Annotated in this window: 22 protein-coding genes and 1 pseudogene; 7 read left to right on the top strand and 16 right to left on the bottom strand. The window is 70.0% G+C overall.

What is annotated here, in order from left to right; genetic code table 11:
- Positions 1-8: 8 nt before the first annotated feature.
- Positions 9-1,187, bottom strand: coding sequence for an NAD(P)-binding domain-containing protein (locus ABD343_RS06450; protein WP_344524969.1), 1,179 nt, complete (start codon positions 1,185-1,187; stop codon positions 9-11).
- Positions 1,188-1,260: 73 nt separating this feature from the next.
- Between ABD343_RS06450 and ABD343_RS06445 the strand changes: the two genes are divergently transcribed.
- A complete protein-coding gene (locus ABD343_RS06445) occupies positions 1,261-1,683 on the top strand; it encodes a YjbQ family protein (protein WP_344524967.1) in 423 nt (140 codons plus the stop codon).
- Between the two features lie 458 nt (positions 1,684-2,141).
- On the opposite strand, the gene ABD343_RS06440 is transcribed toward ABD343_RS06445, so the two are convergent.
- The gene (locus ABD343_RS06440; RefSeq protein ID WP_344524965.1) at positions 2,142-2,798 is read right to left on the bottom strand and encodes a DUF6221 family protein; all 657 of its coding nucleotides are present in this window, start codon (positions 2,796-2,798) and stop codon (positions 2,142-2,144) included.
- 114 nt (positions 2,799-2,912) lie between these two features.
- Entirely contained in the window at positions 2,913-3,731 is an 819-nt protein-coding gene (locus ABD343_RS06435; protein ID WP_344524963.1) for an AraC family transcriptional regulator, read from the bottom strand.
- A gap of 125 nt (positions 3,732-3,856) precedes the next feature.
- Between ABD343_RS06435 and ABD343_RS06430 the strand changes: the two genes are divergently transcribed.
- Both ABD343_RS06430 and ABD343_RS06425 read left to right on the top strand, forming a co-directional pair.
- A complete protein-coding gene (locus ABD343_RS06430) occupies positions 3,857-4,219 on the top strand; it encodes a VOC family protein (RefSeq protein ID WP_344524961.1) in 363 nt (120 codons plus the stop codon).
- 30 nt (positions 4,220-4,249) lie between these two features.
- Positions 4,250-4,675 (top strand): SRPBCC family protein, encoded by a 426-nt coding sequence (locus tag ABD343_RS06425; protein ID WP_344524960.1) that lies wholly within the window; start codon positions 4,250-4,252, stop codon positions 4,673-4,675.
- A gap of 252 nt (positions 4,676-4,927) precedes the next feature.
- On the opposite strand, the pseudogene ABD343_RS06420 reads toward ABD343_RS06425, so the two are convergent.
- The 3 genes and pseudogenes from ABD343_RS06420 to ABD343_RS06410 all read right to left on the bottom strand — a co-directional run.
- Positions 4,928-5,965 (bottom strand): annotated as a pseudogene (locus tag ABD343_RS06420) (SCO6880 family protein); the annotation flags it as partial.
- Between the two features lie 700 nt (positions 5,966-6,665).
- A complete protein-coding gene (locus tag ABD343_RS06415) occupies positions 6,666-7,544 on the bottom strand; it encodes an alpha/beta fold hydrolase (protein ID WP_344524958.1) in 879 nt (292 codons plus the stop codon).
- 77 nt (positions 7,545-7,621) lie between these two features.
- Complete coding sequence (locus tag ABD343_RS06410; RefSeq protein WP_344524956.1) at positions 7,622-8,200, bottom strand: TetR/AcrR family transcriptional regulator; 579 nt, start codon at positions 8,198-8,200, stop codon at positions 7,622-7,624.
- 113 nt (positions 8,201-8,313) lie between these two features.
- Between ABD343_RS06410 and ABD343_RS06405 the strand changes: the two genes are divergently transcribed.
- Together ABD343_RS06405 and ABD343_RS06400 are read left to right on the top strand one after the other, a co-directional pair.
- Complete coding sequence (locus ABD343_RS06405) at positions 8,314-11,082, top strand: AfsR/SARP family transcriptional regulator (RefSeq protein ID WP_344524954.1); 2,769 nt, start codon at positions 8,314-8,316, stop codon at positions 11,080-11,082.
- 67 nt (positions 11,083-11,149) lie between these two features.
- Entirely contained in the window at positions 11,150-12,160 is a 1,011-nt protein-coding gene (locus ABD343_RS06400) for a methyltransferase (protein ID WP_344524952.1), read from the top strand.
- 241 nt (positions 12,161-12,401) lie between these two features.
- On the opposite strand, the gene ABD343_RS06395 is transcribed toward ABD343_RS06400, so the two are convergent.
- From ABD343_RS06395 to ABD343_RS06385, 3 genes are all read right to left on the bottom strand, one after another.
- The gene (locus ABD343_RS06395; protein ID WP_344524950.1) at positions 12,402-13,400 is read right to left on the bottom strand and encodes a substrate-binding domain-containing protein; all 999 of its coding nucleotides are present in this window, start codon (positions 13,398-13,400) and stop codon (positions 12,402-12,404) included.
- 118 nt (positions 13,401-13,518) lie between these two features.
- Positions 13,519-14,298 carry an SDR family NAD(P)-dependent oxidoreductase gene (locus ABD343_RS06390; RefSeq protein ID WP_344524948.1) on the bottom strand — a complete coding sequence of 260 codons (780 nt, stop codon included), beginning with the start codon at positions 14,296-14,298 and terminating at the stop codon, positions 13,519-13,521.
- A 137-nt stretch (positions 14,299-14,435) separates the two neighbouring features.
- Entirely contained in the window at positions 14,436-15,503 is a 1,068-nt protein-coding gene (locus ABD343_RS06385) for an SMP-30/gluconolactonase/LRE family protein (protein WP_344524946.1), read from the bottom strand.
- 298 nt (positions 15,504-15,801) lie between these two features.
- Between ABD343_RS06385 and ABD343_RS06380 the strand changes: the two genes are divergently transcribed.
- Complete coding sequence (locus tag ABD343_RS06380) at positions 15,802-16,443, top strand: TetR/AcrR family transcriptional regulator (protein WP_344524944.1); 642 nt, start codon at positions 15,802-15,804, stop codon at positions 16,441-16,443.
- 765 nt (positions 16,444-17,208) lie between these two features.
- Here ABD343_RS06380 and ABD343_RS06375 read toward each other — a convergent pair.
- The 7 genes from ABD343_RS06375 to ABD343_RS06345 form a co-directional block, all read right to left on the bottom strand.
- Positions 17,209-18,942 carry a multicopper oxidase family protein gene (locus ABD343_RS06375; protein ID WP_344524942.1) on the bottom strand — a complete coding sequence of 578 codons (1,734 nt, stop codon included), beginning with the start codon at positions 18,940-18,942 and terminating at the stop codon, positions 17,209-17,211.
- 196 nt (positions 18,943-19,138) lie between these two features.
- Complete coding sequence (locus tag ABD343_RS06370) at positions 19,139-19,357, bottom strand: EF-hand domain-containing protein (RefSeq protein WP_344524940.1); 219 nt, start codon at positions 19,355-19,357, stop codon at positions 19,139-19,141.
- 119 nt (positions 19,358-19,476) lie between these two features.
- Positions 19,477-21,087 (bottom strand): GMC family oxidoreductase, encoded by a 1,611-nt coding sequence (locus tag ABD343_RS06365; RefSeq protein WP_344524938.1) that lies wholly within the window; start codon positions 21,085-21,087, stop codon positions 19,477-19,479.
- 185 nt (positions 21,088-21,272) lie between these two features.
- Positions 21,273-21,971 carry a type 1 glutamine amidotransferase domain-containing protein gene (locus ABD343_RS06360; RefSeq protein WP_344524937.1) on the bottom strand — a complete coding sequence of 233 codons (699 nt, stop codon included), beginning with the start codon at positions 21,969-21,971 and terminating at the stop codon, positions 21,273-21,275.
- 127 nt (positions 21,972-22,098) lie between these two features.
- The gene (locus tag ABD343_RS06355) at positions 22,099-22,686 is read right to left on the bottom strand and encodes a TetR/AcrR family transcriptional regulator (RefSeq protein WP_344524935.1); all 588 of its coding nucleotides are present in this window, start codon (positions 22,684-22,686) and stop codon (positions 22,099-22,101) included.
- Between the two features lie 74 nt (positions 22,687-22,760).
- Entirely contained in the window at positions 22,761-23,597 is an 837-nt protein-coding gene (locus tag ABD343_RS06350) for an alpha/beta fold hydrolase (protein ID WP_344524933.1), read from the bottom strand.
- Positions 23,598-23,710: 113 nt separating this feature from the next.
- Positions 23,711-24,259, bottom strand: a complete 549-nt coding sequence (locus ABD343_RS06345; RefSeq protein WP_344524931.1) for a TetR/AcrR family transcriptional regulator — start codon at positions 24,257-24,259, stop codon at positions 23,711-23,713.
- Positions 24,260-24,361: 102 nt separating this feature from the next.
- On the opposite strand from ABD343_RS06345, the gene ABD343_RS06340 reads away from it, so the two are divergent.
- Positions 24,362-25,222 carry an enoyl-CoA hydratase/isomerase family protein gene (locus ABD343_RS06340; protein WP_344524929.1) on the top strand — a complete coding sequence of 287 codons (861 nt, stop codon included), beginning with the start codon at positions 24,362-24,364 and terminating at the stop codon, positions 25,220-25,222.
- Positions 25,223-25,260 lie beyond the last annotated feature (38 nt).

Here is a 25,260-nt window from a genome sequence, read left to right as displayed (position 1 = left end):
CGGCGAGGTCAGGCGGCGGCGACCGCCGCGCGTACGCGATCTGCGGACGCGTCGTCCGCGGACACGCCGTCTGCGGGCGCCTGGTCCGCGCGCACGGTCTCCGCCGCCGGGCCCGGGGCGTGGTCCCCGAGCAGCCTGCGGATGTCCCGTACGGCCGCGCGGCCCGCCCGGTTCGCGCCGATCGTGCTGGCCGAAGGCCCGTACCCCACCAGGTGGACGCGCGGGTCCTTGATCGCGTGCGTGCCCTCGACCCGGATGCCGCCGCCCGGCTCGCGCAGCCGCAGCGGCGCTAGGTGGTCGATGGCGGGGCGGAAGCCGGTGGCCCACAGGATCGTGTCCGCCGGGACGCGGCTGCCGTCGGCCCATTCGACGCCGTCCGGCACGATCCGGGCGAACATCGGATGCCGCTCCAGCACCCCGCGCTCCCGGGCCCGGCGCATCGCCTCCGTCATCGGCAGGCCCGTCACCGAGACGACGCTGCGCGGCGGCAGCCCCGCCCGTACGCGCTCCTCCACCATCGCGACGGCGGCCCGGCCCTGGTCCTCGTCGAAGGGCCCCTCCCGGAACACGGGCGGGCGCCTGGTCACCCAGGTCGTGTCCGCCGCGACGTCGGCGATCTCCATCAGATGCTGCACGGCCGAGGTCCCGCCGCCGACCACGACCACGCGCTTCCCGGCGAACGCGTCGGACTCCGGGCCGGGGTACTGGGCGGTGTGGAGCTGCCGCCCCCGGAAGGTCTCCTGCCCGGCGACACGGGGCCAGAAGGGCCGGTCCCAGGTCCCCGTCGCGTTGATCACGGCGCGCGCTGCCCAGACGCCGTCCGAGGTCACGACGAGCAGCCGCCCGCCGTCGCCCTCGGTGCCCTCCCGGACCTCGCGCACGTCCACCGGGCGCCGTACGGGAAGGCCGAAAGCGTGCTCGTAACCGGCGAAGTATTCCCCGATCACCTCGGAGGAGGGCCGCTCCGGATCGGCGCCGGTCAGCTCCTTCCCGGGCAGCGCGTGCATGCCGTGCACCTTGCCGTAGGTGAGGGTCGGCCAGCGGTACTGCCAGGCACCGCCGGGGTGCGGGGAGTGGTCGAGCACGACGAAGTCCCGCCATGGCACGAAGCCCGTACGCCGCAGGTGATACGCGCTGGAGAGCCCGGCCTGCCCGGCCCCGATGACCACGACCTCCACATAGTTCATGCTTCTACGAACCACGGGGCGGCCCGGAGTCTTCCCGCCCGCGCGATCCCGCCGCCACGGGGAGAATGAGGGCATGACCGACGCACTCCAGACCCATGTCCTCCACGTCACGACCGGCTCGTCGGAGACCGTCGCCGACCTCACCCGCGACTGCGAGGAGTTCCTCGCCGGGGCGGCCGGGGGCCGCGACGGGCTGCTCAACATCTTCGTGCCGCACGCGACCGCCGGGATCGCGATCCTCGAAACGGGCGCTGGCAGCGACGAGGACCTCCTCGCGGCCCTCCGCGACCTGCTCCCCGCCGACGACCGCTGGCGCCACCGCCACGGCACCCCCGGCCACGGCCGTGACCACGTCCTCCCCGCCCTGGTCCCGCCGCACGCGACGCTCCCGGTCATCGGCGGCACCCTCGAACTCGGCACGTGGCAGTCGGTCTGCCTGGTCGACACGAACGTCGACAATCCGCGACGTCAGGTCCGTCTGTCGTTCCTCGGGTAGGGCTGCGTCTGCCGTCACCGTAGGAGTGATGTCCGGCCGCACCAAGTGAGGAAGCCCCGGCCTCTGGGTGGGGCCGGGCGAGCGGTGCTGCGCGGCAACGTATGCCTGAGAGGATGTCACCCGCGAGGAACTCGCTGTCAGGCCCGTAGTGCCGGACGGGCACGACGGCACTGGGGAGTGTTCGTCTGTCACTGAAGCTGGCCTTTGCCGCCGGCATCCAGTGGCCCTCCGGTTCGCCTGAGCCGCTGGCGACCTCGAACACGGGCAGCGGCTGGAGCTCACCTGCACGGCAGAGGAACTTGCCCTTCACCTCGCCCTCCGCAGTGCGGGAGCGCTTGACGAGACCTGGCCGAACGCGCCGCTCCGCTGAGGAGCGCCGACCGAGGGCGCCAGGAGAATGTAGGCCCGCTACCGGCTGAAGCAATGACGGGGCTCGATCTCTCTGTGAGTCCTGCGACCTATGCTCGGCCGGAGCGACCGAGCCTCGGGTCCGGCTCGACTTCCTCCTCGTTCCACTCCCACTCAGGCCGGAAGTCGGGGTGTGCGGCGTATGCCGCAACAAGGTGACGGAGTGGGTATGCAGTCGCAGAGAGCGCAACCATGGCGGGACCGTGAACCATGAAGTCGTCGTGTTCTGCGTCCTGCTGCATCCGCTCCACGAAGCGCAGGACACCTCGTTTGGCGGCGACGTCGGCGAGAACCCGGGCCTTCAACCCTGCGGTGTCCTCCGCCGTACCGGGCTTCACGGCCTCTGCTGCAGCTTCGTCCTCGTCAATACGAGCCCGGAGGAAGTTCATCAGGTCCGCGACTTCATCATTTCTCATCGATGGTGCCCCTCGGTGCGTAGCTGAAGGGAGCATCATGCCGGACAGGTCTGACAGGGCTGCTTCTGCAACACCCTTTATGAGCTGTTGCAGGGCGCGGACGAAGGGTTCATAACACTCGGCAGCGGTGGTCATGGCTAGCACAGCCGTCAATCCGGCCCCGTAGGGGAACGTCTCCAGTGTGCTTCGCATAGCATTCAGCCCTTTGCGGGTCTGCGTAAGCTCCGCGCGGATCCCCAGCCTTTCCACGGCGTCGTCGAGTGCTGCCCAATCCGCCGTGCTGGCCTTCACGTTGATCCGTCGCCGCCAGCGTCGGGGGCGGGCCAGGTGAACCAGGACGCGGCGTCGATGGCTTGCGCGTCACGTAATTCCCCACGCGGAAGCGTTGTCGAGCAAGGGAGATCGTCAAGGCGTCCGAGGGGTGAGGAGGCGTCGGAGTGCTGTTGGGGTACGGCCCAGGTACTGGCGCATGGTCCTGCTCAGGTGTGCCTGGTCGGCGAAGCCGAGATCTGCGGCGAGGATGCCGAGGCTGGTCTCGCCCTCCTCCAACCGGTCCAGGGCGCGGCCGACGCGGATGCGATTGCGGTAGCGGGTCACTGACACCCCCAGTTCGCGGGTGAAGGACCGGCTCAAGCGGTACGGCGAGACCTCGAGCAGCTCTGCGAGCGGAAGCAGTCCGTCCGAGGCCGGGTGGCCATCGTTGATGGCCTGGCGGGCTGCCGCGACGAGAGCCGATTCGCTTCTGGGGGGTTGTGTGCCGAGCGGCGTGGGCCCGGAGACGAGCTGGCCGACGGCCGTGGCGAGCAGGTCGAGCAGCTCTTCCGTCAGCGCGTAGTCGATGTCCCCCGTCCGGGCGGTCGCGAGGATCCGGCGATGGGTGAGGTCGAGGCGGGCATCGACGTACACGCACTGCGTGGCCAGTCGCGTGACATCGCCGGCCATGTCCTGCCACAGCGCCGGCGTCAGGCTGATCGATGTGCAGTCGTCGCCTCCGGCGGGATGGGCGAAGTGCTCTTCCTCGCCCGGCACGCCGACGTAGGCCATCGTCGGGTCGATGTCGGCGTGGGTGCCGGCCGCGTGCCTGCGGAACCGGCCACGGCGCACGAGTACCACCCGAAAGTCGTCTCGTATCTCGGCCTCCGACCAGCGTGTGTGGTCGTCCTGGCAGGTCACAGCGGTGACGCTGAAGTCGGGCCGCGTGGCGAGGACGGTGGCTGAGAGCACCCGTGAACGCTACGCCGAGGGTCTGACAGTCACCCCGCAAGGATCTTCAAGACCGGGGTGGGGCGTGGCGGGCAAGCTCAGCAGCGTCGTACTTGACCCCGTACCGCGCTCAAGGAGTCGCCGCCATGTCCGCTCTTGCGAAGATCAGCACCATTGTCATCGACTGTGGTGACCCGGTCCGGCTCGCTGAGTTCTACAGCAAGGTCACCGGTTGGGAGATCACCCATAGCGATGAGGATTACGCCTCTCTGGGCAGCGGGGAACATCCCGGCCTGGCCCTCGTGCGCATCGAGGGCTACCGGGCCCCCGGCTGGCCGGACGACGGCAAGCACGCCCACCTCGACTTCACGGTCACCGACCTGGAGGAGGCCGCCGGCCGGATCCTCGCTCTGGGGGCGTCGAGGCCCGAGTTCCAGCCCGGCGAGGACGAGTGGGTCGTGCTCGCCGATCCCGAGGGGCACCCGTTCTGTCTCATCACCGGCGACTGACCAACCAGCAGAACAGACAGGAGTGACGGAATGGCTCACATCCACAGGGAATTCCTGATCGAAAACGCCCCCGACCACGTCTGGGCGGCAGTCCGCGACTTCACCGCGGTGCACCACCGCCTGGCACCCGGGTTCGTCACCGGCACACGTCTTGAGGCAGAGACAGCGGATACCAGGGTCGTGACCTTCGCCAACGGCGCTGTCGTGCACGAGCTGCTGGTCGACATCGACGACGAAGCCCGCAGGATCGCCTATGCGGTGGTCGGCGGGGCACTGGACCCCAAACACCACCATGCGTCCATGCAGGTCCTCGCCGACGGCACGGAGTACAGCCGGTTCGTCTGGATCACCGATGTGACGCCCGACGACCTCGCGGGCCCCATCGCCGACATGGTCGACCAGGGAGCACGTGTGATCAAGCAGACGCTGGAAACCCGGGCCACGGTGGACAACTGACAGGACGCCTTGGAAGCCCGGCGCGGCTCCGGCAGGGCCCCAGGATCCGACGGAGCCGCGTCCGGAATCTCCATGGGGAAGCTCGTGAACTTCTCCCTGGGGAATATCGCGACCGTTCACATGCCTACCCCAGCGACGTCCACCGCCAGGGCCGACGGCACGAAGTCCGAAGCCGGGGCAGGCAGAGGATCGGTCGGCATAGGGGAGGGACCTTCAGTCGGACGCGGAAGGAGGGGCGCAGCGCGGTGCCTGTCAGGCGGCGAGAGCGAGGGGGAGGGCGGCGGTGGTGAAGGCTTCGGCCTGCTGCCAGGTCAGGCGCCGCAGGTCGGTCATGGAGGCCACGGCGGCGGTCTCGATCGCGGCGCAGGCGGAGTTGAGGTCGTCTGTGGATTCGGCGCTGACGGTCAGCAGTCCGGTGACGGCGACGTCCGCGTGCCCGGCGATGAGTTGGCGCTCGCGTTCCTTGACGTCGGCGTACTCGACGGCGTCCTCCTCGGAGTCGACCTGTCCCTTGCGCTGGCGTTCGGCGGCGTCCGCGATGACGGATGCCTTCTTGCGCTGCGCGTCCTTGAGCGCGGAATCCAGGCCCTTGGGCGTGTAGGTGAGCGAGAGGGTGCGGCGCACGCCTGAGGCGAACAGGAGCTGGTGCAGGAAGCCGGGGGAGGTTTCGGTCCGGGGCCAGTTCTCGATCCAGTACGTGGCGTGGTGCGCGGTGTCGGTCTGGACGTGGTCGCTCTTCTCGACCAGGACCACGGGGCCTGCGGCTGCCGGGTCGGCCTGCGGGCGCCCGCTGGGGGACCACTGGTCGAGCGCGGCGGAGGAGGCGGGGTCGTAGGCGGTACGGATCACGGCTGCGACCTCGTGGGCGGACAGCCAGCCGCCGGGGGTGAGTCCGGCGTGGCGGGCGGCCTGGTCGAAGGTGGAGGTGAGCTGGGTCAGTATGGCGAAGGCGCCGGTGAGCCCGCCCCCGCCCTGGTTGATCAGCCGTCGGGCGGCCTTCATGTCGAGGGCGAGCGCGACGTACGCCTCGTGCGGTGCGGCGGCCGGTCCGGCGGCCTGAAGCAGGTCACGGTAGACGGCCCCGGCGAGCGGGGTCTGTTCGTCGCCGTGCTCGCTCCAGTACCGGTAGAGCGCGTCTCCGGAGTCGGGGACGGTGCGCTCCAGGACCTGGACGCGGGCGACGTGTCCGGTGCGGGCGAGCGCGGCCAGGGTGCGGCCCCAGCCGGTGACGTTCGCGGACTGGGTGGCCGGATCCAGCAGCGCGAACGCGCGGGCGGAGAGCTGGTCCACCGGGCGGGGGAACGGCGACTGCCGGTGAAGGACATCCGGATTGGGTGTGGCTCTTCCTGAGCGAGATCGCGATCAGGAAGAGCCACACCCAATCCGGATTCGGCCCGGCCATTTGGCCCTGCTCCCGGATTCCAGATTCCTGCTGGTCAGCGGTCGTACGTTCCGGACAGAAGCTGAGGGCCTCTGGAGGCCCGATGCAGTGCTGTTCTCCCTCCGTTACTCCTGAAGCGGAGTTCTGCGTGGGCGAGGACATCCCGTCCTGGTCACCGACATCCACGGTGGCATCTGGACGGCTTACGGGGACGAGGGCATCTACGGCGGGCACCCCGAGTGCGGGGCCGGCCTCGCAGGCTGGGACGCCCGGGGCCACGCCGTCCGGGCTCCGGGGGACGCCTGCCCGGCCGCTCGCTGGAGGGACGCACCGCAGCGGGCGAGAACGAACAGGTAGGGCTCGTCCGGTACGACGCTGTCAGCCGTTCGGCACGTACCTGGCGTGGATCACTCCGGCCACCGGCAAGGTGACCAGCCGCCGTCGCCTCCGGGCGCCGGGCCGAGTCAGCCCCGGTGTCCTGTCCCCGACCCACCGTGCAAAGCAGCCGTCGGCCCTCTGACATCCCTCGTTGCTTCGGTATGTCACGGGGGTTTCCCAGGTCGATGAGGCTGTGTGCGGTCACCGTTCCGGCGGCCGGAGGGTCGGCGGCTACCGGTGCGCGGCCAGGAACGGCAGGACGACGGTGGCCATCTCGTCAGGTACTTCCTCGGCGAGGTCGTGGCCCGCGTGGAAGACGTGTCCGGTGACGTTGTGGGCCACGAACCGTGCCTGCTCCGCGTTGCGCTCGCCGATGAAGGCGGAGCCGCCGAGCGCAAGGACGGGGATGTCGAGCTTCTTCCGGGCGGCCTCCCGGTTCTGCTCGGCGTCGGTGAGCATCGCCCGGTAGACGGCGAGCATGGCGCGGATGCCGCCGGGCAGGGAGTAGCAGCGCACGTACTCCTCGATGGCGTCGGGGGTGGCGGTGTCGGGGTGGCTGCGCTCGTTCTTGATCATGTAGGTGATCAGTTCGCGTTCGTGCCCGGAGATCAGCATCTCGGGTATGTCGGGCTGGAAGTAGAAGCCCAGGTGCCACAGGTGCATGCCGGAGACGTTCTCGGGAGTGAGTGCGGTGTGGTCCTCGAAGCCGAAGCCGGGGAAGAGGGCCTCGGCGAAGACGAGGGAGGTGACGTGGTCGCGGTGGCGGGCGGCGAGCTGGTAGCCGATCACCGCGCCCCAGTCCTCGCCGACCACGGCGTAGGTCTCGTGCCCGAGGCGGGCCATCAGCTCGGCGATGTCGTCGCTCATCGTCGCGGAGTCGTAGCCGTCCGCGGGGCGGGCGGAGTCGCCGAGACCGCGCAGGTCGGGCACCACGACGGTGTGGTGGGGCGCCAGCTTCGGGACCAGGTGGCGCCAGTGGTAGCCGGTCTTCGGCACGCCGTGCAGCAGCACCACCGCGGGGCCGGACCCGGCGGTCCGGTAGTGCAGGCTCGTTCCGTTGACGGCGGCACGGCCGGTGCGCAGGGGCGCTCCGTCATGGTCGTACATCATGGGACATCCACTTTCTTGATCGTATGTTACAGAATGAGGCATAGGAAACCGAGCGTCCGACGGGGGTCGGAGGACCGTCAGTCGAGAGTGGTCAGCGCGACGTCGATGAGGGGTTCGAGGGCCCGTGCGTCCGGGGTGATCTTTGAGGAGACCAGCAGGCCGTTGAGGAAGGTGACGAAGAAGGCGGCGACCGCGTGCGGGTCGTGCCGCTCCGCGATCTCGCCCCGCTCCCTCGCCGCCCGCAATACCTCGGCCAGTGCCTCCCGGCTCGCCTCCTGCATGTCGCGCACGGTGCGCCGGGTCGCCGCGTCCGGCGGCAGCCGCTCGCAGACGGCGTTGACGGCCAGGCAGCCCCGGCCGCCGTCACCGACGGCGATGCGGATCCGCTCCGTCAGCAGCGTACGGATCGCCGCACGGGCGTCCGTCTCCTCCTCCAGACTGCGCAGGGCGGCTGCCGCGAGGGTGGTGCGGTAGTGCTCCAGCGCGGCCCGGTACAGGCCATCCTTGTCACCGAACGCGGCGTACAACGATCCCTGCCCGACCCCCAGGTGCTGGGTCAGATCGCGCACCGAGGTCGCCTCGTAGCCACGCGCCCAGAACAGCTCCATGGCGCGGCTCACCGCCGCCTCGGTGTCGAACTCCCGGGTCCTTGCCATGACCCCAACCTATCTGGATCGCTCGCTCAAGAAAAGAGGCTACCGGGCACCGGCGCTCACTCCGTCCTGCAGCCGCGCACACCGACCATCCGGTGGCGAGGGAGAATGTGGCCATGCCGCAGGCCGAGGGAGGTGGCCGGATGATCCGGGTGGTGGTGCTCGGCCCGTTCGCCGTGCGGCGGGACGGGGTCGAGGTGCCGCTCGGGCCACCGCAACAGCGTGCGCTGCTCGCCGCCCTGGTGCTCGCAGAGGGGGTACCCCTGTCGGCGGCGGCGCTGGCCGCCGAGATCTGGGAGGGCGAGGCACCGGCCAGCGCCGTACCGGTCATCCGCAAGTACGTGCACCATCTGCGCCGCCTGCTCGGCGACGAGCTGACCGTCGAATCGTCCCGGCGCGGGGACGCGCTCGCGCTCGCACCGGGCACGCTCGACGCGGACACGTTCGCCGACGCCGTCCGCGCGGCGGAACGGGCGCGCGCCGGGGGTGATCCCGACACCGCCGGGGACCGGCTGCGCGAGGCGCTGGCGCTGTGGCGCGGGCCCGCGCTGAGCGGGGTCACAGGGCCCGGCGTCGACCGGCACCGGACGGTACTGGACGGGCGGCACCTGGCGGCGCGGCGCAGCCTGCTGGAGGTCGACCTCGAACTGGGGCGCGAGCAGCGGATCCTGCCGGAACTGCGGTCGTTCGTGGACACCCATCCGCTGGACGAGCACCTGCGGCTGCTGCTGATGACGGCGCTGTACCGAGATGGCCGCCAGGCGGACGCGATCGCCGCCTACCAGGAGTGCCGGAAGCTGCTCCGCGACGAACTCGGGGTGGATCCGGGCCCCCGGTTGCGGGAGCTGTACGGCCGGATCCTGCACGCCGACGAGACGCTGCTGGCTGCCCCGGCCGCCTCCTCGGTACCGGCGCAACTGCCGGCGCCCAGCGCGGCGTTCGTCGGCCGGGAGGAGGAGCTGCGCCGGATGGACGCGCTGTCGGCCGGCGGCGTCGTGGTGATCTCCGGCATGGCCGGGGTCGGCAAGACCACTCTCGCGCTGCACGGGGCACACCGGATGACCGACCGGTTCGGCGACGGTCACCTCTACGCGGACCTGCACGGATTCGCCCCCGGCGGGGAGCCGACGCCGCCCGGGGAGATCCTCGACGGGTTCCTCCAGGCGCTCGGGGTCGCGCCCGCCGACGTGCCCGGCGATCTCGCGGTGCGCGCCGGACTGTTCCGCACGCTGACCACCGGGCGCAGGCTGCTGATCCTGCTGGACAACGCCGCGGGGGCCGATCAGGTGCGCGACCTGCTCCCCGGCGCCGGCCCCGGCCTGACCGTCATCACCAGCAGGGGGACGCTTCCGACGCTGCTCGCCCGCGTCGGTGCCCGGCCGCTGGTGCTGCGACCGCCGGACGACGAGGAGGCGCTGGCGCTGCTCGTGGCGCGGGTCGGCACGGACCGGACACGCGCCGAGCCGGTCGCGGCGCGCGAGATCGTCGCCCGTACCGGCGGCCTCCCGCTGGCGCTGGCCGTGGTCGCGGCGCGGGCCATGGCGCAGGAGCACCTGCCGCTGTCCGCGATCGCCGCCGAACTGCGCGAGGCGCACGGCACGCTGGACGCCTTCGCGGGCGCCGACGACGAGGTGCGCGCGGTCCTTTCCTGGTCGTACCGCGCGCTCGAACCGGAAGCCGCCCGCGCCCTGCGCGTCCTGGGCGCACACCCCGGCCCGGACGTGAGCGTCGCCGCTGCGGCGAGCATGCTGGCGCTGCCGGAGCCGCACACCCGCACGCTGCTGCGGGCGCTGGTCGCGGCGGCGCTGCTGGTCGAGCACCGGCCGGGCCGGTTCGCCGCGCACGACCTGGTGCGCGCGTTCGCCGCCGGGCTGCCGTGGTCCGGCGACCAGGAGCGCCGGGAGGCCGTGCACCGGCTGCTCGACCACTGTCTGCACACCGCGTGCGAGGCGGTCATGGCCGTCTTCACGGCCCGGCCCAGGATCCCGCTCCCGCCCGCGCTGCCGGGCGTGGTGGTTTCGGCACCGTCGCCGGACGCCGCCACGTGGTTCGCGGACGAGTACCCGGTACTGCTCGCCGCGCACGATCTCGCCCACCGGGACGGGTTCGACGGGCACTCGTGGCGGCTGGCCTGGGCGCTGCGCGACTTCTTGAGCAGGCAGGGCCTCTGGCACCACCTCCAGACGTCGCAGCAGCTCGGACTGGCGGCGGCGCAACGCCTGGGGGACCGGCTCGCCGAGGCACACTCCCGGCGCGGTCTGGCGCTCGTGGAGGCGAACCTGGGCCGGTACTCCGCGGCCCGCGAGCAGCTACGGCAGGCGGCCGAGGGCTTCGAGGCCGCGGGGGCGCGGGAGTTCCTGGCCGAGACGCACCGCTTCGAAATCTGGGTCCTGGACTGCGCCGGTGACCACGAGCCGCAACTTGAGCTGGCCGAACGCCTGCTGGAGATGTGTACGCGCGGCGCCGCGGCGAGCTACCGTGCCTCGGCGCTCAACACGGTGAGCTGGTCGGAGATCCGGCTCGGCCGGTTCGGCCCCGCACTCGCGCACGCGCGGGCGGCGCTCGCGTCCGGCGAAGGGCTCGGGCCCTACTCGCTGGCCGACACCTGGCACACACTCGGCAGCGCGCAGGCCGGGCTCGGCGACCACGAGGCGGCGGAGCTGAGCTTCACCCGCTCCGCGGAGGTCTACCTCCGGGTCGGCGCGCACGCCCACGCGGCGGTCGCGCTGCGCACGCTCGGCGACGTGCACCGCGACGCGGGCCGGCACGACCAGGCCGACGCGGCCTACCGGCGGGCCCTGGTGGCGGCGGGCGGGTCCGACGACCCGAGGGCGGCGGCGATGGCGGCGGCGATCATCGCGGAACTGGCCGTCTATCTCACGTGAACGGCACGGGAACCGGCCGTTTTTAGGGTCGTGCGGAACCGTCCCACTCGGAAAGGACCGACCACCCATGTCCGCACCCACCCCACCGCCCGGCATCGCGATGACGCAGTTGCTCGGCGGCTTCCAGGTCTCGCAGGCGCTCTACGTCGCCGCGAAGCTGGACGTCTGCACCATGCTGGACGACGGTCCGCGTACCGTCGCCGACCTCGCCGAGCGCAGCGGCACGCCGGCGGACCCGCTCGGCCGGTTGATCCGCACGCTGACCATGGTCGGCGTCTTCCGCAGCGAGGGCGACCTGGTGGCCACCACGCCGCTGGGCGCGCTGCTGTCTCGCAACCATCCGGGGTCGCTGGCGGGCATGGCCGAGCTGTGGATGGAGACGCACTACGCGCCGTTCGAGGGTCTGCTGGAGACGGTCCGGACCGGGGTTCCGGGCGCGACGCGGCACTTCGGCAAGCCGTTCTTCGAGTGGCTTGCCGAAGACCCGGCGCGAGCGGAGCTCATGACCCGCGCGATGGCCAACATGACCGGTGCTCGGGAGGGCATGTTCGACGGGTACGAGCTTCCACCCGGCCGGGTCGTGGCGGACATAGGCGGCGCGGACGGTTCGGTGCTGGCGCAACTGCTCGCGGACCGGCCGGAGCGTAAGGGCGTCATCCTTGATCTCCCCGCCGTCGAACCGGCGGCCACCTCGAACCTCGCGGAACAGGGCCTGAGCGACCGGATCACGTTCACGGCCGGCGACTTCTTCGAGTCGGTGCCCGCGGCCGACATCTACGCGCTCGGCTTCGTCCTGCACGACTGGGACGACGACTCCTGTCTGCGCATCCTGGAGTCGATCCGCAAGGCCGCGAACCCGGGCGCCCGCGTGCTGGTGCTGGAGGGCGTGATCCCGCCCGACGACACGCCCCACATGATGAAGATGATCGACCTGACCATGCTCGGCATGCTGCCGGGCCGGGAGCGCACCGAGCCGGAGTTCCGCACCCTGCTGGAACGGGCCGGGCTCACCCTCGACCGCGTGGTGCCCACCCCGACTCCTTTCTCGATCGTCGAAGCGTCCGTGAACGGGAGCTGACCACGGGCCGTGCCCGGCTCCCCACGGATACGCGACGCGGCTGAGGCCGACCGGAGGCAGAGGGGGTGACGACGGGCGGGGGCTCGACAGCGCCCGCCCGTCGGCGAGCAGATGGAGACGCTGCGGGCCCGGAATGGCGGGACTGTGCAGGGTGACGTTGAGGCCGTCGAACGTCACGGTGCCGTCGGACAGGGCCCGCGTGTTGTCGGGCCGGTTACGGCTGTGCCGAGATGCGGCGTGGTCATGTGTCCAGCAATTCCGGGGCGACGATCTCCTCGACGGTCCAGCGGCGCGCGGAGAGCCCCTGCTCGTAGTGGTAGCGCAGGAAAGTGTCGAGCGTGTGCAGGTTCGCCTTCACCCCGTAGGGCCACCAGTCGTGCCCGAACAACTCGTCGTTCCGTTCCATGAGCGCGTTGGCCCAGGGCAGCATCACCGGGGTCTGGTAGAGAGGACGGAACCGCCGGTAGCGATCGGCACCGGCTTCTTTCGCGTCGTAGAAGGCGTTGTAGACGGCGCGGGCGAGTCCGGGGTGGGCGTCCAGCAGCCCGCGGCGGGCCACGACGGCGTGCATGATCGGGAAGTTCCGGGTCCGGCGGTAGTAATCTCGCTCGATCGGCTCGTAGTCCGGGAACAGCCGGGTGATGTTCGGCGAGCCGTCCAGGAACGGCTGTGGTGCGTTGGCGGTGAACAGCGCGTCGATCTCGCCGGTGTCGAGCATGGTGGACAGCGACTTGCCCTCGGGCGTGGTGGTGATGTCGACACCGTCGGGGCGCGGGTGGGTGGTGAACTCGAACGGCGGCGCGGGATGGTTCAGCCCGCCGATCACCCATCGGTTGTCCTCGGGCCGGAATCCGTAGTCCTCGGCGAGGATGCCCTTGATCCAGACGCCGGGGTCCTGGCCGTAGACACCGAACTCGCCGATGTTCTTGCCGACCAGGTCGGTGGGCCCTGTGATGCCGCTGTGGGCGTTCACGAACACGGCCGAGTGCCGGAACATCCGCACGGGGAAAGCCGGGATGACGGCGTACGGGACGCCTTGGTCAAGGGCTCGCAGCAGGAACGTGAGTCCGAACTCTGACACGTCGACGTTCCCTTGCACGAGGTAATCGAAGACCCCGGGCAGGGTTGCCGCGGTCGAGATCGTGGTGCTCCGTACTCCGGCTACTGCTACCGTCCCGTTGAACAGCGCCTCGGTGTTGTCGTACCGGAAACTCCCGATACGCAGGTCCAGATCGGTCATGTGCCGCTCCCGCATCTCTGGTAGTGCTCTGGCTCTCGGCGGCTATGCCTCAGGGGCTCGAATCGGCTGCCCGTGACATGGGCCGGCATGCTGCTCTGTTTCGCAGCCTCTTGCTTCGTCAGTCGGTCTGATAGCGGCTGGCCACGTCCGGGCCTTGGCCGTCGAACGCTGCGAGGTCGGCGGTGAAGACGTCCGTGAGCAGTTGATAGTCCTCGACTCCGGGCGCGATGACGACCTCGCCGAGCTCCAGGCCGCGCAGCGTGCCGGTCACGAGGCCGTCGGCGCTCATGCGGGGCATGGCGCTGAGGTCCATGCCCTGTGAGGAGTGGAACTCGGTGGCCACCACGCCGGGACATACGACGTGGACGTGGACGCCGGTGCCCTCCAACTCGGCGCTGAGGGTCTGGGACATGGCCACGAGGTGCGCGAGGGTGCCTGCGTAGACAGCGCGGCGCGGCATGACGGACTTGTCGGCGGGTCCGCTGAAGGCGATCATGCCGGCCACGTTGATGATCGTGCCCGCGCCGCGGTGCTGCATGCCGCCGACGGCAGCGCGCATGAGCTGGGTAGGAGCGAGGACCTTGACGTAGACCAGTTCGCGGGCCTTGTCGGCGGGCAAGTCGGCCAGTGGCATGTAGTGGGACACACCGGCGTTATTGACCAGTATGTCCAGGGGTTCGTCGGCACAGTACGCGGCGACGGTGTCTATGCCCTCCTCGGTCGACAGGTCTGCGGTGACCGCGCGCACCCTGACGTCGGGGTGATCGGAGACGAACCGATCGAGGCGGTCCCGGCGGCGGCCGACGATGATCAGGTCGTGGCCGTCGGCGGCGAAACGCTCGGCGAAAGCCTTGCCGATACCGGACGTCGCGCCGGTGACGAGTGCGAGCTTATTCATAAGGGAACGTCCTCAGGTACGAGCCGATGTCGAGGCGTTGGATGCTGACAGCGGCGCAGGTGGCAGTGGTGCCCGTGCTGGTCTTCACAGGTGCCGTTCGGCGAACCTGGCCAGGCTCGCTGAACGGCCTTGGCGGGTCAGCTCACCGGCAGGCTTGCGAGGGTGAATACCGATCTGGTCAGCGGATCGTGGTAAAGGAAGGTGTCCATCTGGGAGTTGGTCACCACCAGCCGGTTCCGGACCACGGCGATGCCGGTGGCGGTGTCCGCTCCCGGATAGGTGCGTTCGGAGACGACGGTGCCGCGGGTGCCGTCACCGGACAGGCGCACTGTGGCGATCGTGTTGTCGACCGAGCGGGCGATGTACAGGGTGTTTCCCCGCCGCGCGATGCCGTCCGCGCTGTGCAGGGGCGGTGCGTCGATCTTGCGGATCTCGCCGGTGGCGAGGGTGAGCCGGTAGAGCGCGCCGCTGTACCAATAGCCGATGATCAGCGACTTGCCGTCGGGGCTGGTGACGATGCCGTTGCCGTTGGACTGGTCGGGCACGTAGTCCGGCAGGTGATAGGCGACTTGGAGGGTCCGGTGGGCGCCGGTGGCGGGGGCGTGCACTTCGGCCGCCGGGATCCGGTAGACCACGGCGCGGAAGGAGTCTGTGATGTAGACGTCTCCGTCGGGAGCGACCGCCGCGTCGTTGACGAGGCTCTTCTCGTCCGTGTCCGGCACGGTGTAGGAGGAGACGAGCTTCCCGGTCTTGGTGTAGACGAAGAAGTTCCCTTTGAAGGCGCCCGCCACCAGCAGGCGGTCGCCGGTGGTCTTGATCCCGGTGGCCTGGGCGCGGCCGTCCTGACCACCGGGAAGGAACGGCTCAAGTGTCTTCGCCCCGATCCTCCCGCGGTAGACGGTGCCGTTGCTGATGTTGCCGGTGTAGAGGTAGCCGTTGTCGGCCGCGACGCTTTCGGGGTAGGCGCACGTGTCGTCGACCGTGATCGTGTGGGCGTCGGTGTGCGCGGCGGTCGCAACGGTGTGCGTCACGGCGGTGTGTGCAGCGTCGTCGAGATAGGGGCACTGGTCGACAGCGGTCGCTGCGGCGGCGACAGTCGTGGCGCCGGCGGGGAACGTGAACGCGGCCAGAGCGGCGGACATCGTGGTGAGGGTGACCAGCGCGCGTCGCCGGATCGCGCGCCGTGAGGTGGTGCGAGTGGACATCTTGTCGGAGGACCTTTCCGGATCGTCACGTCAGGGGTGCGTGGGTCTGGGGCGGCGCAGCGCGGCAGCGACCGCGTCGGTGACCAAGGTGGTGGGGCGTCAGGTGATGCGGCCCCAAGTCGCCCGTCGGCATGCGACTCGGCGTACTCGTACCGGCGCATGCCCGCCTTGAACTGCGGAGCAGCCGGGACAGGCCCCTCCCGTTATCAGTGAATGAGCTTTCACTTTTATTCTGGCGATGCCGGATGCTACTGTCAAGATGAATGATCGTTCACTGATGGAAGAGAGTGTGTGGCCGATGCCCCGCATCACCGCCGAACGCCGGGCGGCCAACCGCTCGCGGATCGTGGCGGCGGCCCGTCGCCGCTTCTCGCGCGACGGCTTCGACCAGACCTCGATGCCCGACATCGCCGCCGAAGCAGGCGTGTCGGTCGGCGCCCCCTACCGCTACTTCGCCGGCAAGGAAGAGATCATCCTCGAAATCGCCGGCGACGCGTTCCGGATGATGTTCGCGCCCGTCGAGCGCCTCGCCGACACAGCCGCCGCCGTGACGGTAGCCGACCTGGTCGCGGCGTCGATCGACTCGGTGAGCGGTGAGGACGCCGTCGACGCGGCGGGTCAGGCCGTCACCGTCGAGGAACTGCTGCGCTGCGCCGTCCAGGCCTGGGGACTCCTGCTGCGGCACGAAGCGCTGCAACAGCAGGCCCGAGCGGGCTTCGAGGACGTACGCGGACGCATCGCGGAGGCGCTCCGCAACGGTCAGCGAGCGGGCAGCGTGCCGGCCACACTGGACCCCGACCGAGGCGCACGAGTGGTGATGGCGCTGCTGCACGGTTTCGTCCTCCAGCACACAGCATTCGGACTCGACGACATCACCGCATTCACCCGCGACGTCCGCATCGCACTCAACGACACCGGGCTGCTCCGCGAGGATCACTGAACACGCCCTCCGCCGGGCTGGGTCCGGTGTCCACCGGCCACCGGTCCTGTGCCGACCGGCGATTCGGATCGGTGATGCTCGCTCGACGTCGGCACGGTCGGCGATCTCGCTCATCCAGCCGGCGGAGTCCTACCGCGCTGCGGCGCCGGCTCGGAACTACGATGCCACTGAGTCTTTTCCAACTTGCTCTCGCGTTGGGCGCGTTGGGGTGACAGATGGGCGAAGCCCCTGGTAGACGGGTTTTCGACAGCCCGCGCCGCTTCGCGGAAGGCGTTTAGCCGAAGCCGATGGACGCCACAGAGGCGCGCTCGCCCGCCTGCGGAGTGCCGAGGTCACCGCTCTACCGCCAACCGGTTCCGATGCTTCCCAGGGCCAAGATGCGGCCCCGTACGCGAGCAGACGGGACCCGAGGCGGGGTTCCCTGCAGCGGGAAGCCGGGACCAGACCAAGGCGCCGACCGGATCATGAGGGACACCCCCAGGGGATTTTTCAGGGAGTTTCAGCTCTGTCACAGGGACTTCTGAGGGACATCTCGCCGTACAGAAGGGCAAGCCCGTGACAGAGCTGAAAGAAGCGAATCACCTGGTCAGAGGTGCTGCGCTCAGCACTCGATGGCGTTCACCGCGAGCCCGCCACGGGCCGTCTCCTTGTATTTGACCTTCATGTCCTCGGACCTGCCGCGGGGCGGCTGCCGCCGGTACCGTAACGGTTGTCCTAACCGACAGGAGCGCAGTCCGGCTGTACCGATGGCCCCCGGGGATGCCGTCAGGCGACCACCCGGAAGCGGGCCATCATGCATTCGTCCTCGTGGTCGATGAGATGGCAGTGCCAGACGTAGCCCCGCAGGTCATGGCCCATGGCGCTGGTGAAGACCGTGTCGGGGTCGAAGCCGAGTTCCTCGGCGGTGGGCCAGCGGATCATCACGCGCGTCACGGTGTTGACGGGGCACCGGACGGTGTCCTTGGGCCCGCTCTCCCATGCCGCGGGGCGCTGGGGCCGGCCGATCAGGAAGCGGTCGGGGGCGGGCGCCCAGCGGGTGCCGCGCGCAGGCTTCGGGTTGGCACGGACGTAGGCGTCCGCATCGAGTGCCTGCCGGTTGATGAGGCGCATGTCCACCAGGTGCAGATGCATGGGGTGGTCGTCTTCGGAGGTGTTGACGAACTCCCACATCTCGGTCGTGCCCTGGCGGGGCATCTCGATCGGCTCGTCGTGGAAGCAGAGGTTGTTCAGCGTCATCCCGGTCTGCATCCCGCCCTTCGGCGCGTTCGGACGGTCGTCCATGTTCAGTGTCACGACGCGCCTGCGCCGTGGCGTGCGGACCGGCGGGAGCAACGGGGGCTGCCGCCGCCCGCCACGTAGCTGATCGGGCACCCTGCCGGCCCGGCGCGCGATGCTTCCCACGGTGAACCGCATGACCTGCGGCAGCACCGTTGCCCCGGTCAAGCCCTTGATGATCTCGGACGGATGCTCGTCGTTGGACAGCTCGACGCTGTCGCCCGCGTCCAGGTCGGAGAAGTCCACCAGGATGTCGCAGCGCTCGGCCGGCATCAGTCTGACCGACGAGGTGCGTACGGGTGCGTTCAGGAGTCCGGCGTCGTTGCCGATCACCCAGAACGGCATCCTGCCGCTGAAGAACAGGCGGTAGGTGCGGAAGTTGGAGCCGTTCAGGACCCGGAAGCGGTAGAGCCCCCGCGTCACCGCCAGATGGGGTGTGACCTTGCCGTTGACGGTCGTGGTGTCCCCGATCATCACCCCCTCCCACTGGCCGTCGGGAATCTGCCGCTGGCACCGGTAGTTCAGCGACCCGTCCTCGTGGAAGCGCCGGTCGGCGATCACCAGCGGGATCTCGAACTCTCCGCTCGGCAGTCCCAGGGGGTTGGCGGCCGACCCGGTGTCGTAGTTGTCGCGCAGCCAGTACGAGGCCGCCAGCCCCGCCGCCACATTCAGCCGCGTGATGCCCATGGTGTGGTCGTGGTACCACATACCGGCGGCCGAGATGTGGTGGGCGAACGTGTATGTCTTGGACCGGCCGGGGCGGAAGGTGTCCTCCGGGTGCCCGTCGAACTGCGGCGGGGCCAGCGCGCCGTGCACATGGACATTCGCGCGCGGCCTGCTCCGGTCCTCTTCGGTCGACCCTTCCATGGCCATGTCGACGTACTTGGCGAACAGGTGGCGGCCGAGCCTGTTCTCGAAGGTCAGGCTGATCGGCTGACCGGCGTGCACCTGGAGGGTCGGCCCCAGGACCTCGGCTCCTCCGTAGGACCAAGTGGGCGCCACGTCCAGCTCGCGGTGGAAACGGTGCTCCGATTGTCCGATCGCCATGGTCCGGTCGCCTTCGAGCACCTCGGGGATCGGCAGCTCGTCCACGAACGGTTCGAGGTCCGGCGACGGGGCACCTCCCCTGGGCCCGGGGGCGGCACCCGCCACCCCGCTCTTGGCCGCCGCCAGCGTCGCCAGGCCGGCTCCTACGAAGGTCCGGCGCGACAGGTTCGGTCGCATCACCACTCCTTGCTCCGTTGGTTACGGAAAGTAGTGACACGTTACCCATAGTGAAGTTATTGGGGAGGTGGACACGAGCGTCGACAATCCGCGACGTCAGATGCGGCTGAGCTTCCTGGGCCGATCAGGACCGCGAGCTCGAAACGGAGTGACCTGGAACCGGGTCCGGCACATTCAGGTGCCGGACCCGGTGGTGTCAGCCATTCATGGCCGCCCAGAACTCCTCGAAGGACATCTTGCGGTCGCCGTCGGCGTCGAGGGAGTCGATCAGCCCCTGAGCCTGCGACTCGGTGATCTCCGTGCCCTCCAGCTCCGCGACGACCTTCCGGTACTCCTCCGCGGTGACCTGGCCGTCCCCGTCGATGTCGTAGCGCTCGAAGACCTTCCGCGCCGCCGTCTCCACGATGTCTGCCATGTGTTCCGCCCTTCTGTGATCTTTGCCGACGGCCCCAGATTATCCGCCGGCCGGATGCGACGGAGATGCGCCCACCATGGGGGTGAGGGCCCGTTAGGCGACGGCTGAGCGGGCCTGGTTCAGGCCGTGAGGATCTCGGCTGCCCGCTCGCCGACCACCATGGAAGGGGCCATGGTGTTGGCGACCGTCACATGGGGCAGCACCGAGGCGTCGGCGACGCGGAGCCCCTCGACGCCGTGCACCTTGAGCCGCGCGTCCACAACGGATCCCTCGTCACGTCCCATCCGGCACGTACCGCTCTGGTGCCAGAAGGTCTCGACGGCGTTCCGGACGAACTTTTCCACCGCTTCCGCCGCACCGGACGCCGGGGACACCTCCCGCTCGACGAACGGGCGGAGCGCCGCGGAGTTGCCGATCTCCCGGGCCATGGCGACGGCGGACAGGGCCGAGCGCATGTCGTCCGGGTCGGCGAGGAAGTTCGTCTCGATGAGCGGGCCGGTCAGCGGGTCCGTGCTCGCCAGGCGGACCCGGCCGCGACTGCCGTCACGCAGGCGCATGGCAGGCATCAGGGTGAAGCACCGCTCCGGCGGCGGGTACTGTGCCGCGCTCTCGGGCGAGACGGACGGCGCCGGGGACAGGTACATGACGAACTCCGGTGCGCCCGGCCGTGTTTCGTCCCCCCAGAAGCAGACGGCCTGGCTGCGGGTGGGAACCGGCAGCGGCACGTCCGTCGCCTCCCACATGCAGGGCAGCCGTATGTGGTCGTCGAGGTTGCGGCCGACACCGGGCAGGTGCTGGACCACCGGGATGCCCAGGTTCCGCAGCTCGCCCTCGCCTCCGATCCCGGAGCGCATGAGCGCGGCCGGGGTGCCGAGCGCGCCCAGCGACAGCACCACTTCCTGCGACGCGTTGACGCGCAGGAGCCTGCCGTCGCGTACGAGCTCGACGCCGTGGGCCCGGCCCGCGGAGAGCAGGACACGGGAGACCGTCGTGAGCGGGAGCACCGTGAGGTTCGGCTGCCCCGCACGATCGGCGACGTAGCGGCGGAAGGGCGTCTGGCGCACGCCGTTGTGGATGTTCTCGTCCCGCACGGCGCAACCGGAGTCCGTCTCCATCAGGGCGCCGTTGGCGCTGTCGAAACGGTCGATGCCCGTGGCCTCGGCCCCGTCGAGGAAGGCGGTGAAGAGCGGGTGCACGTCCTGCGACGGGCGTATCAGCATCGGCCCGCCGGTACCCCGGCGACCGGGGTCGGGCGCGCCCTGCCAGTCCTCGATGCCGCGGTAGTGCTCCAGTACGTGTGCGTAGCCCCATGCGGGATCGCCCGTGGCCTCGGCGTAGGAGTCCCAGTCGCTCCGGTGGCCACGGGCCCACACACCCGCGTTGACGGAGCCTCCTCCGCCCAGCCCGCGACCCGTCGCGTACGCGAGCCGACGCCCGTTCAGATGCGGGGTCGCCTCCGTGACGTGGTCCCAGGCCCGCTCGCTGCCGAGGTTGGCCGGCCACAGGTCCGGATCGCGCACACGCTCGTCCTCGTCGTCGCCGCCGCTCTCGACGAGCAGCACCGTGACGGCCGGATCGGCCGCGAGCCTGCCGGCGAGAACGGAACCGGACGAACCGGCGCCGCACACGATGTAGTCGAACGTGGCGCCGTCGTCGATGCGGTGGGCGAGTGCGAGCCGATGCCAGGCCGTGGCCGCTGCGGCACCGGTCTGCCCGGGGTGGGTACTCACGTTCAGCGTCTCCTGTCGCGTCAGCGGTAGTCAGCGGTAGTCAGTGGTGGAGATCAGTCTGGCCGTTGGACGTGGTCAGGTCACCGTGGGCGGGCATTCAAGCGGTGCTACGGACTCACACACCCACCGAGTACGCCCGGCAGAACCCTTGGCCAGGGGTTCTGCCGGGCTGGTCGTGGTGCGGGTTATGCGCGGGACTCGTTGACTTCGGCGAGGAGCGTGAGGAGGGCGTCGGCGGCGGGTCCGGAGGAGGCCGGGCTCTGGCCGGTGACGAGCAGACCGTCGGTGAGGACGTAGGGCTGCCAGTTGCCGGTCTTGGAGTAGTCGGCGCCGAGGCGCTTCAGCTCGTCCTCGACGAGGAAGGGGACGATGTCGGTCAGGCCGACGGCGGCCTCCTCTCCGTTGGTGAAGCCGGTGACCTTCCGCCCGCGGACGAGGGGTGTGCCGTCGGGGTTGGTGGCGTGGCGCATCACGCCGGGGGCATGGCAGACCAGGGCGAGCGGTTTGCCCGCGCGCAGGGTGGTCTCGATGAGCCGTACGGAGACGGGGTCTTCGGCCAGGTCCCATAGAGGGCCGTGTCCGCCGGGGTAGAAGACGGTGTCGAAGTCGTCGGCGGAGACGGAGTCGAGACGGGCGGTGTGGGCGAGGGCGGCCATGGCTTCCGGGTCGGCCTCGAAGCGGCGGGTCTCGTCGGTCTGGAAGCCGGGTTCGTTGCTCTTGGGGTCCAGCGGGGGCCTGCCGCCTTTGGGGGAGGCGAGGACGACTTCGGCGCCGGCGTCCTTGAAGCGGTAGTAGGGGGCGGCGAGTTCCTCCAGCCAGAAGCCGGTCTCGCGGCCGGTGTCGCCGAGCTCGCCGTGAGAGGTGAGAACGATCAGGATCTTCACGGGGTGAACTTCTCCTTCGAGTAGACCGGTCGTCTCGAATCGGGTGCAAGGATCGGATACGAGACACGGTCGGGGTTCGGGGGTTCGGGTGGCGGGCGGCCCCTGGGGGCCGCCCTGTGATCGGGTTCTACAGGTGCAGGAGCTGACGGGTGACCGTCGTCGTGGTGTCCAGTGGGCCGATGTCGCGGTGGATCTTGGCCATGACGCTCGCTCCGAGCCACATGTCGTACAGGACCTGCGCGGTGTCGCGGGGGGCGCCGTCGATGGCTATCGACCCGTCCTTCAGGCCCGCGGTGATCGTCCGTTCCAGGCGGTCGATGATGGCGGTGGTGCCTTCCTTCAGGGCGAGCCGCATGGCCTCCGACAGGTCGGAGACCTCCGCGCCGAGCTTGACGGCCAGGCACTTGCCCTGGCATTCGTCGGTGCTCTGTGTCTCGCGCCAGTTCTGCCAGTAGTTCATCAGCCGTTCTGCCGAGGTCAGGCCCGGCTCGGCGAGGGCCCGGTCCATGTCCGCCAGGTAGTCGGTGAAGTAGGCCCGCATCATGGCCTCGCCGAAGGCGTCCTTGGAGCCGAAGAAGTGATAGAAGGACCCCTTCGGCACCCCGGCTTCGGAGAGGACTTCGCTGATACCCACCGCGGAGAACCCCTTGCGGGACATGATGCGCTGGGCGGCGTCGAGAATGCTGCGGCGGGTATCGCCCTTGATGGCTGGCATGCTCCCCATCCTACGCCCATTAGACCAGTCGTCTAGTCGATCGGTGCGTCGGCCGCGCGGCCGTCACGTGCACGTCACCGGCCGAGGAAGTCCAGGAGGACCTCGTTGACCTCGGTGGTGTGGGTGGTGAGCAGCCCGTGCGGCGCCCCGTCGATCTCGACGTACTTGGCGGTGGGCAGGGCCTTGGCGAAGCGACGCCCGGTGGCGTCGACGGGCAGGGTCCGGTCGCCCGTGCCGTGCACGATCAGGGCGGGCACGTCGATCCGCGGGATGTCGGCCCGGAAGTCGGTGGGCCAGGTCAGCGGGGCGGCGGCCGAGGCGATCGGGCCCGCGCCTGCTGCCACGTTCCACGCGTTGCGCACCGCTTCCTCGCTCACCCGGGTGCCCAGGTTCTCGTCGAGGTTGAAGAAGTCGGCGTAGAAACCCGTGAAGAAGGCGTAGCGGTCCTTCTTCACCGCTTCGGAGACGCCCTCGAAGAAGGAGGGCGGGGCGGCGCCGTCGGGGTTGTCGTCGGTGATGGCCAGGTACGGCTCCAGTGACGCGAGGAACACGGCCTTGGCGACCCGGCCGGAGCCGTAGACGGACAGGTAGCGGGCGACCTCGCCGGTGCCCATCGAGAAGCCGACCAGGACCGCGTCGCGCAGGTCGAGGGTTTCCATGACGGTGTTGAGGTCGGCGGCGAACGTGTCGTAGTCGTAACCGGTGGAGGGCTGGCTGGACTTGCCGAAACCGCGCCGGTCGTAGGTGATGACGCGGTGGCCCGCGGTCAGCAGGGCGGGGACCTGCCCCTCCCAGGAGTTGCCGTCCAGCGGATAGCCGTGGATGAGGACGACCGGCTGTCCCGACCCCTTGTCCTCGTAGTGCAGCTCGATGTCGGTGCTGTTCTCCGTGCCGACCTTGATGCGTCCCATGATGCGTTCCCCTTCCGGGAGTTCGGTGCTTGTCGTGCTCCGACATCCAGAACTATACGACCGGTCTACTCGCACCGCAACCCCTCCGTTGCTCAGGCCTGTCGCGGGAGGCGTTACGCGGGCCAGGTCCGGGCCGCGTGGCGGGCCGCGTCCAGGAGCCGGGCCCGGTCGGCGCCGTCGCGGGCCAGGGCGGCCATGCCGGCCAGCACGGTGTCGACGAACGCGGCGACGCCGTCGGCCTCGGCGGTCGACGCGAGTTCTCCCTCCGTGGCGGCCCGGCGCAGACGCGCTCGGATCATGTCGCGTGTCCTGTCGCGTCGCTCGGCGAGCCGCGGCTCACTCATGACGAGGCAGCCGGGGGGCTGTCCGGATGCCGTGAAGTGCTCGGCCGACGACCTCAGCAGGCGCTCGACCGCCTCCCGTGCCGTGGGCGCCGACAGATCGCGCTCCAGGTCCTCGTCCAGGTGCTCGGTGTAGAGCGCGCACGCCTTCTCGAACAGCGCCTTCTTGTCGCCGAAGGCCGCGTACAGGCTGGGTGCGGCGATCCCCGCCTCCCCGCACACCTGTGCGACGCTCACCCCGTCGTATCCGCGCTCCCAGAACGCGTGCATCGCCGTCCGGAGCACCGCGTCCTTGTCGAACGTCCTCGGTCTGCCTGTCATACGTGAACTGTAACGCACATTAAAGAACCTGCTACGGTGCTTCTGTAACGCACATTAAACAACCTCGGGTGGCGGGCCTCGCCTGCCAGAAGGAGCGCAGTGATGAGCTACAGCGGTTACAAGTCCCTGGTGGTCCGTGTGGAGGACCGGATCGCCTGGGTGACCCTCGACAACCCGCCGGTGAACACCATCGACGCCGTACTGGCCGGTGACCTCAAGGCGTTCGCCGACGAGGCGGCGTCCGACGAGGACATCGCCGTGATCGTCCTCCAGTCGGCCGACCCCGAGTTCTTCTCCGCCCACGCGGACTTCGAGTGGTCCTTCGACCCGAGCACCCTCATGGCCCTGGCCGACCCCGACGCCGACCCGGCCCTCAATCCGCTCCAGCAGCTCAACGAGCGGTTGCGCACGCTGCCGCAGGTGACGATCGCGAAGCTGCGCGGCTACGCCCGCGCGGGCGGCGTCGAGCTGGCGATGGCCGCGGACATGCGGTTCGCCGCCGCGGACCGGACCTGGCTGTCCCAGCCGGAGTCGCTGATGGGCATCTTCCCCGGCGGAGGCGGCACCCAGTACCTCAACCGGCTGGTCGGCCGGGCCCGCGCCCTGGAGATCGTGCTGGGAGCCGAACTGTTCGACACCGCTGTCGCCGAGCGCTACGGGTGGATCAACCGCGCGGTGCCGGACGAACACCTCGACGCGTTCGTCGACGCCCTCGCCCGCCGCATCGCCGGCCTGCCCCAGGGCGTGGCCGCCGCCGCGAAAGAGGCGCTGGACGCCGCAGAGGCGAGCGGCCCCGTGCCGCACCTGGCGGAAGAGGCGTCCGCTCACGCGAAGGTCTACCCCTCCCCGGACGACGTCGTCCACCGGCTCCGCGTGCTGATGGACCACGGCGGCCAGACCCGCGACGGCGAACTGCGCCTGGAGCGCCTGCTCGAATCCATCCCCTGGGCCCACCGGTCCTGAACGCCCGCCGGGCACGAACGCCGGCGATCCGCGACGTC

Origin of the sequence: Streptomyces albiaxialis, assembly GCF_039530985.1 — a bacterium.
Taxonomy (GTDB): domain Bacteria; phylum Actinomycetota; class Actinomycetes; order Streptomycetales; family Streptomycetaceae; genus Streptomyces; species Streptomyces albiaxialis.
Note: the sequence above shows the minus strand (reverse complement) of the source record. Positions and strands in the feature narration are given on the sequence as shown.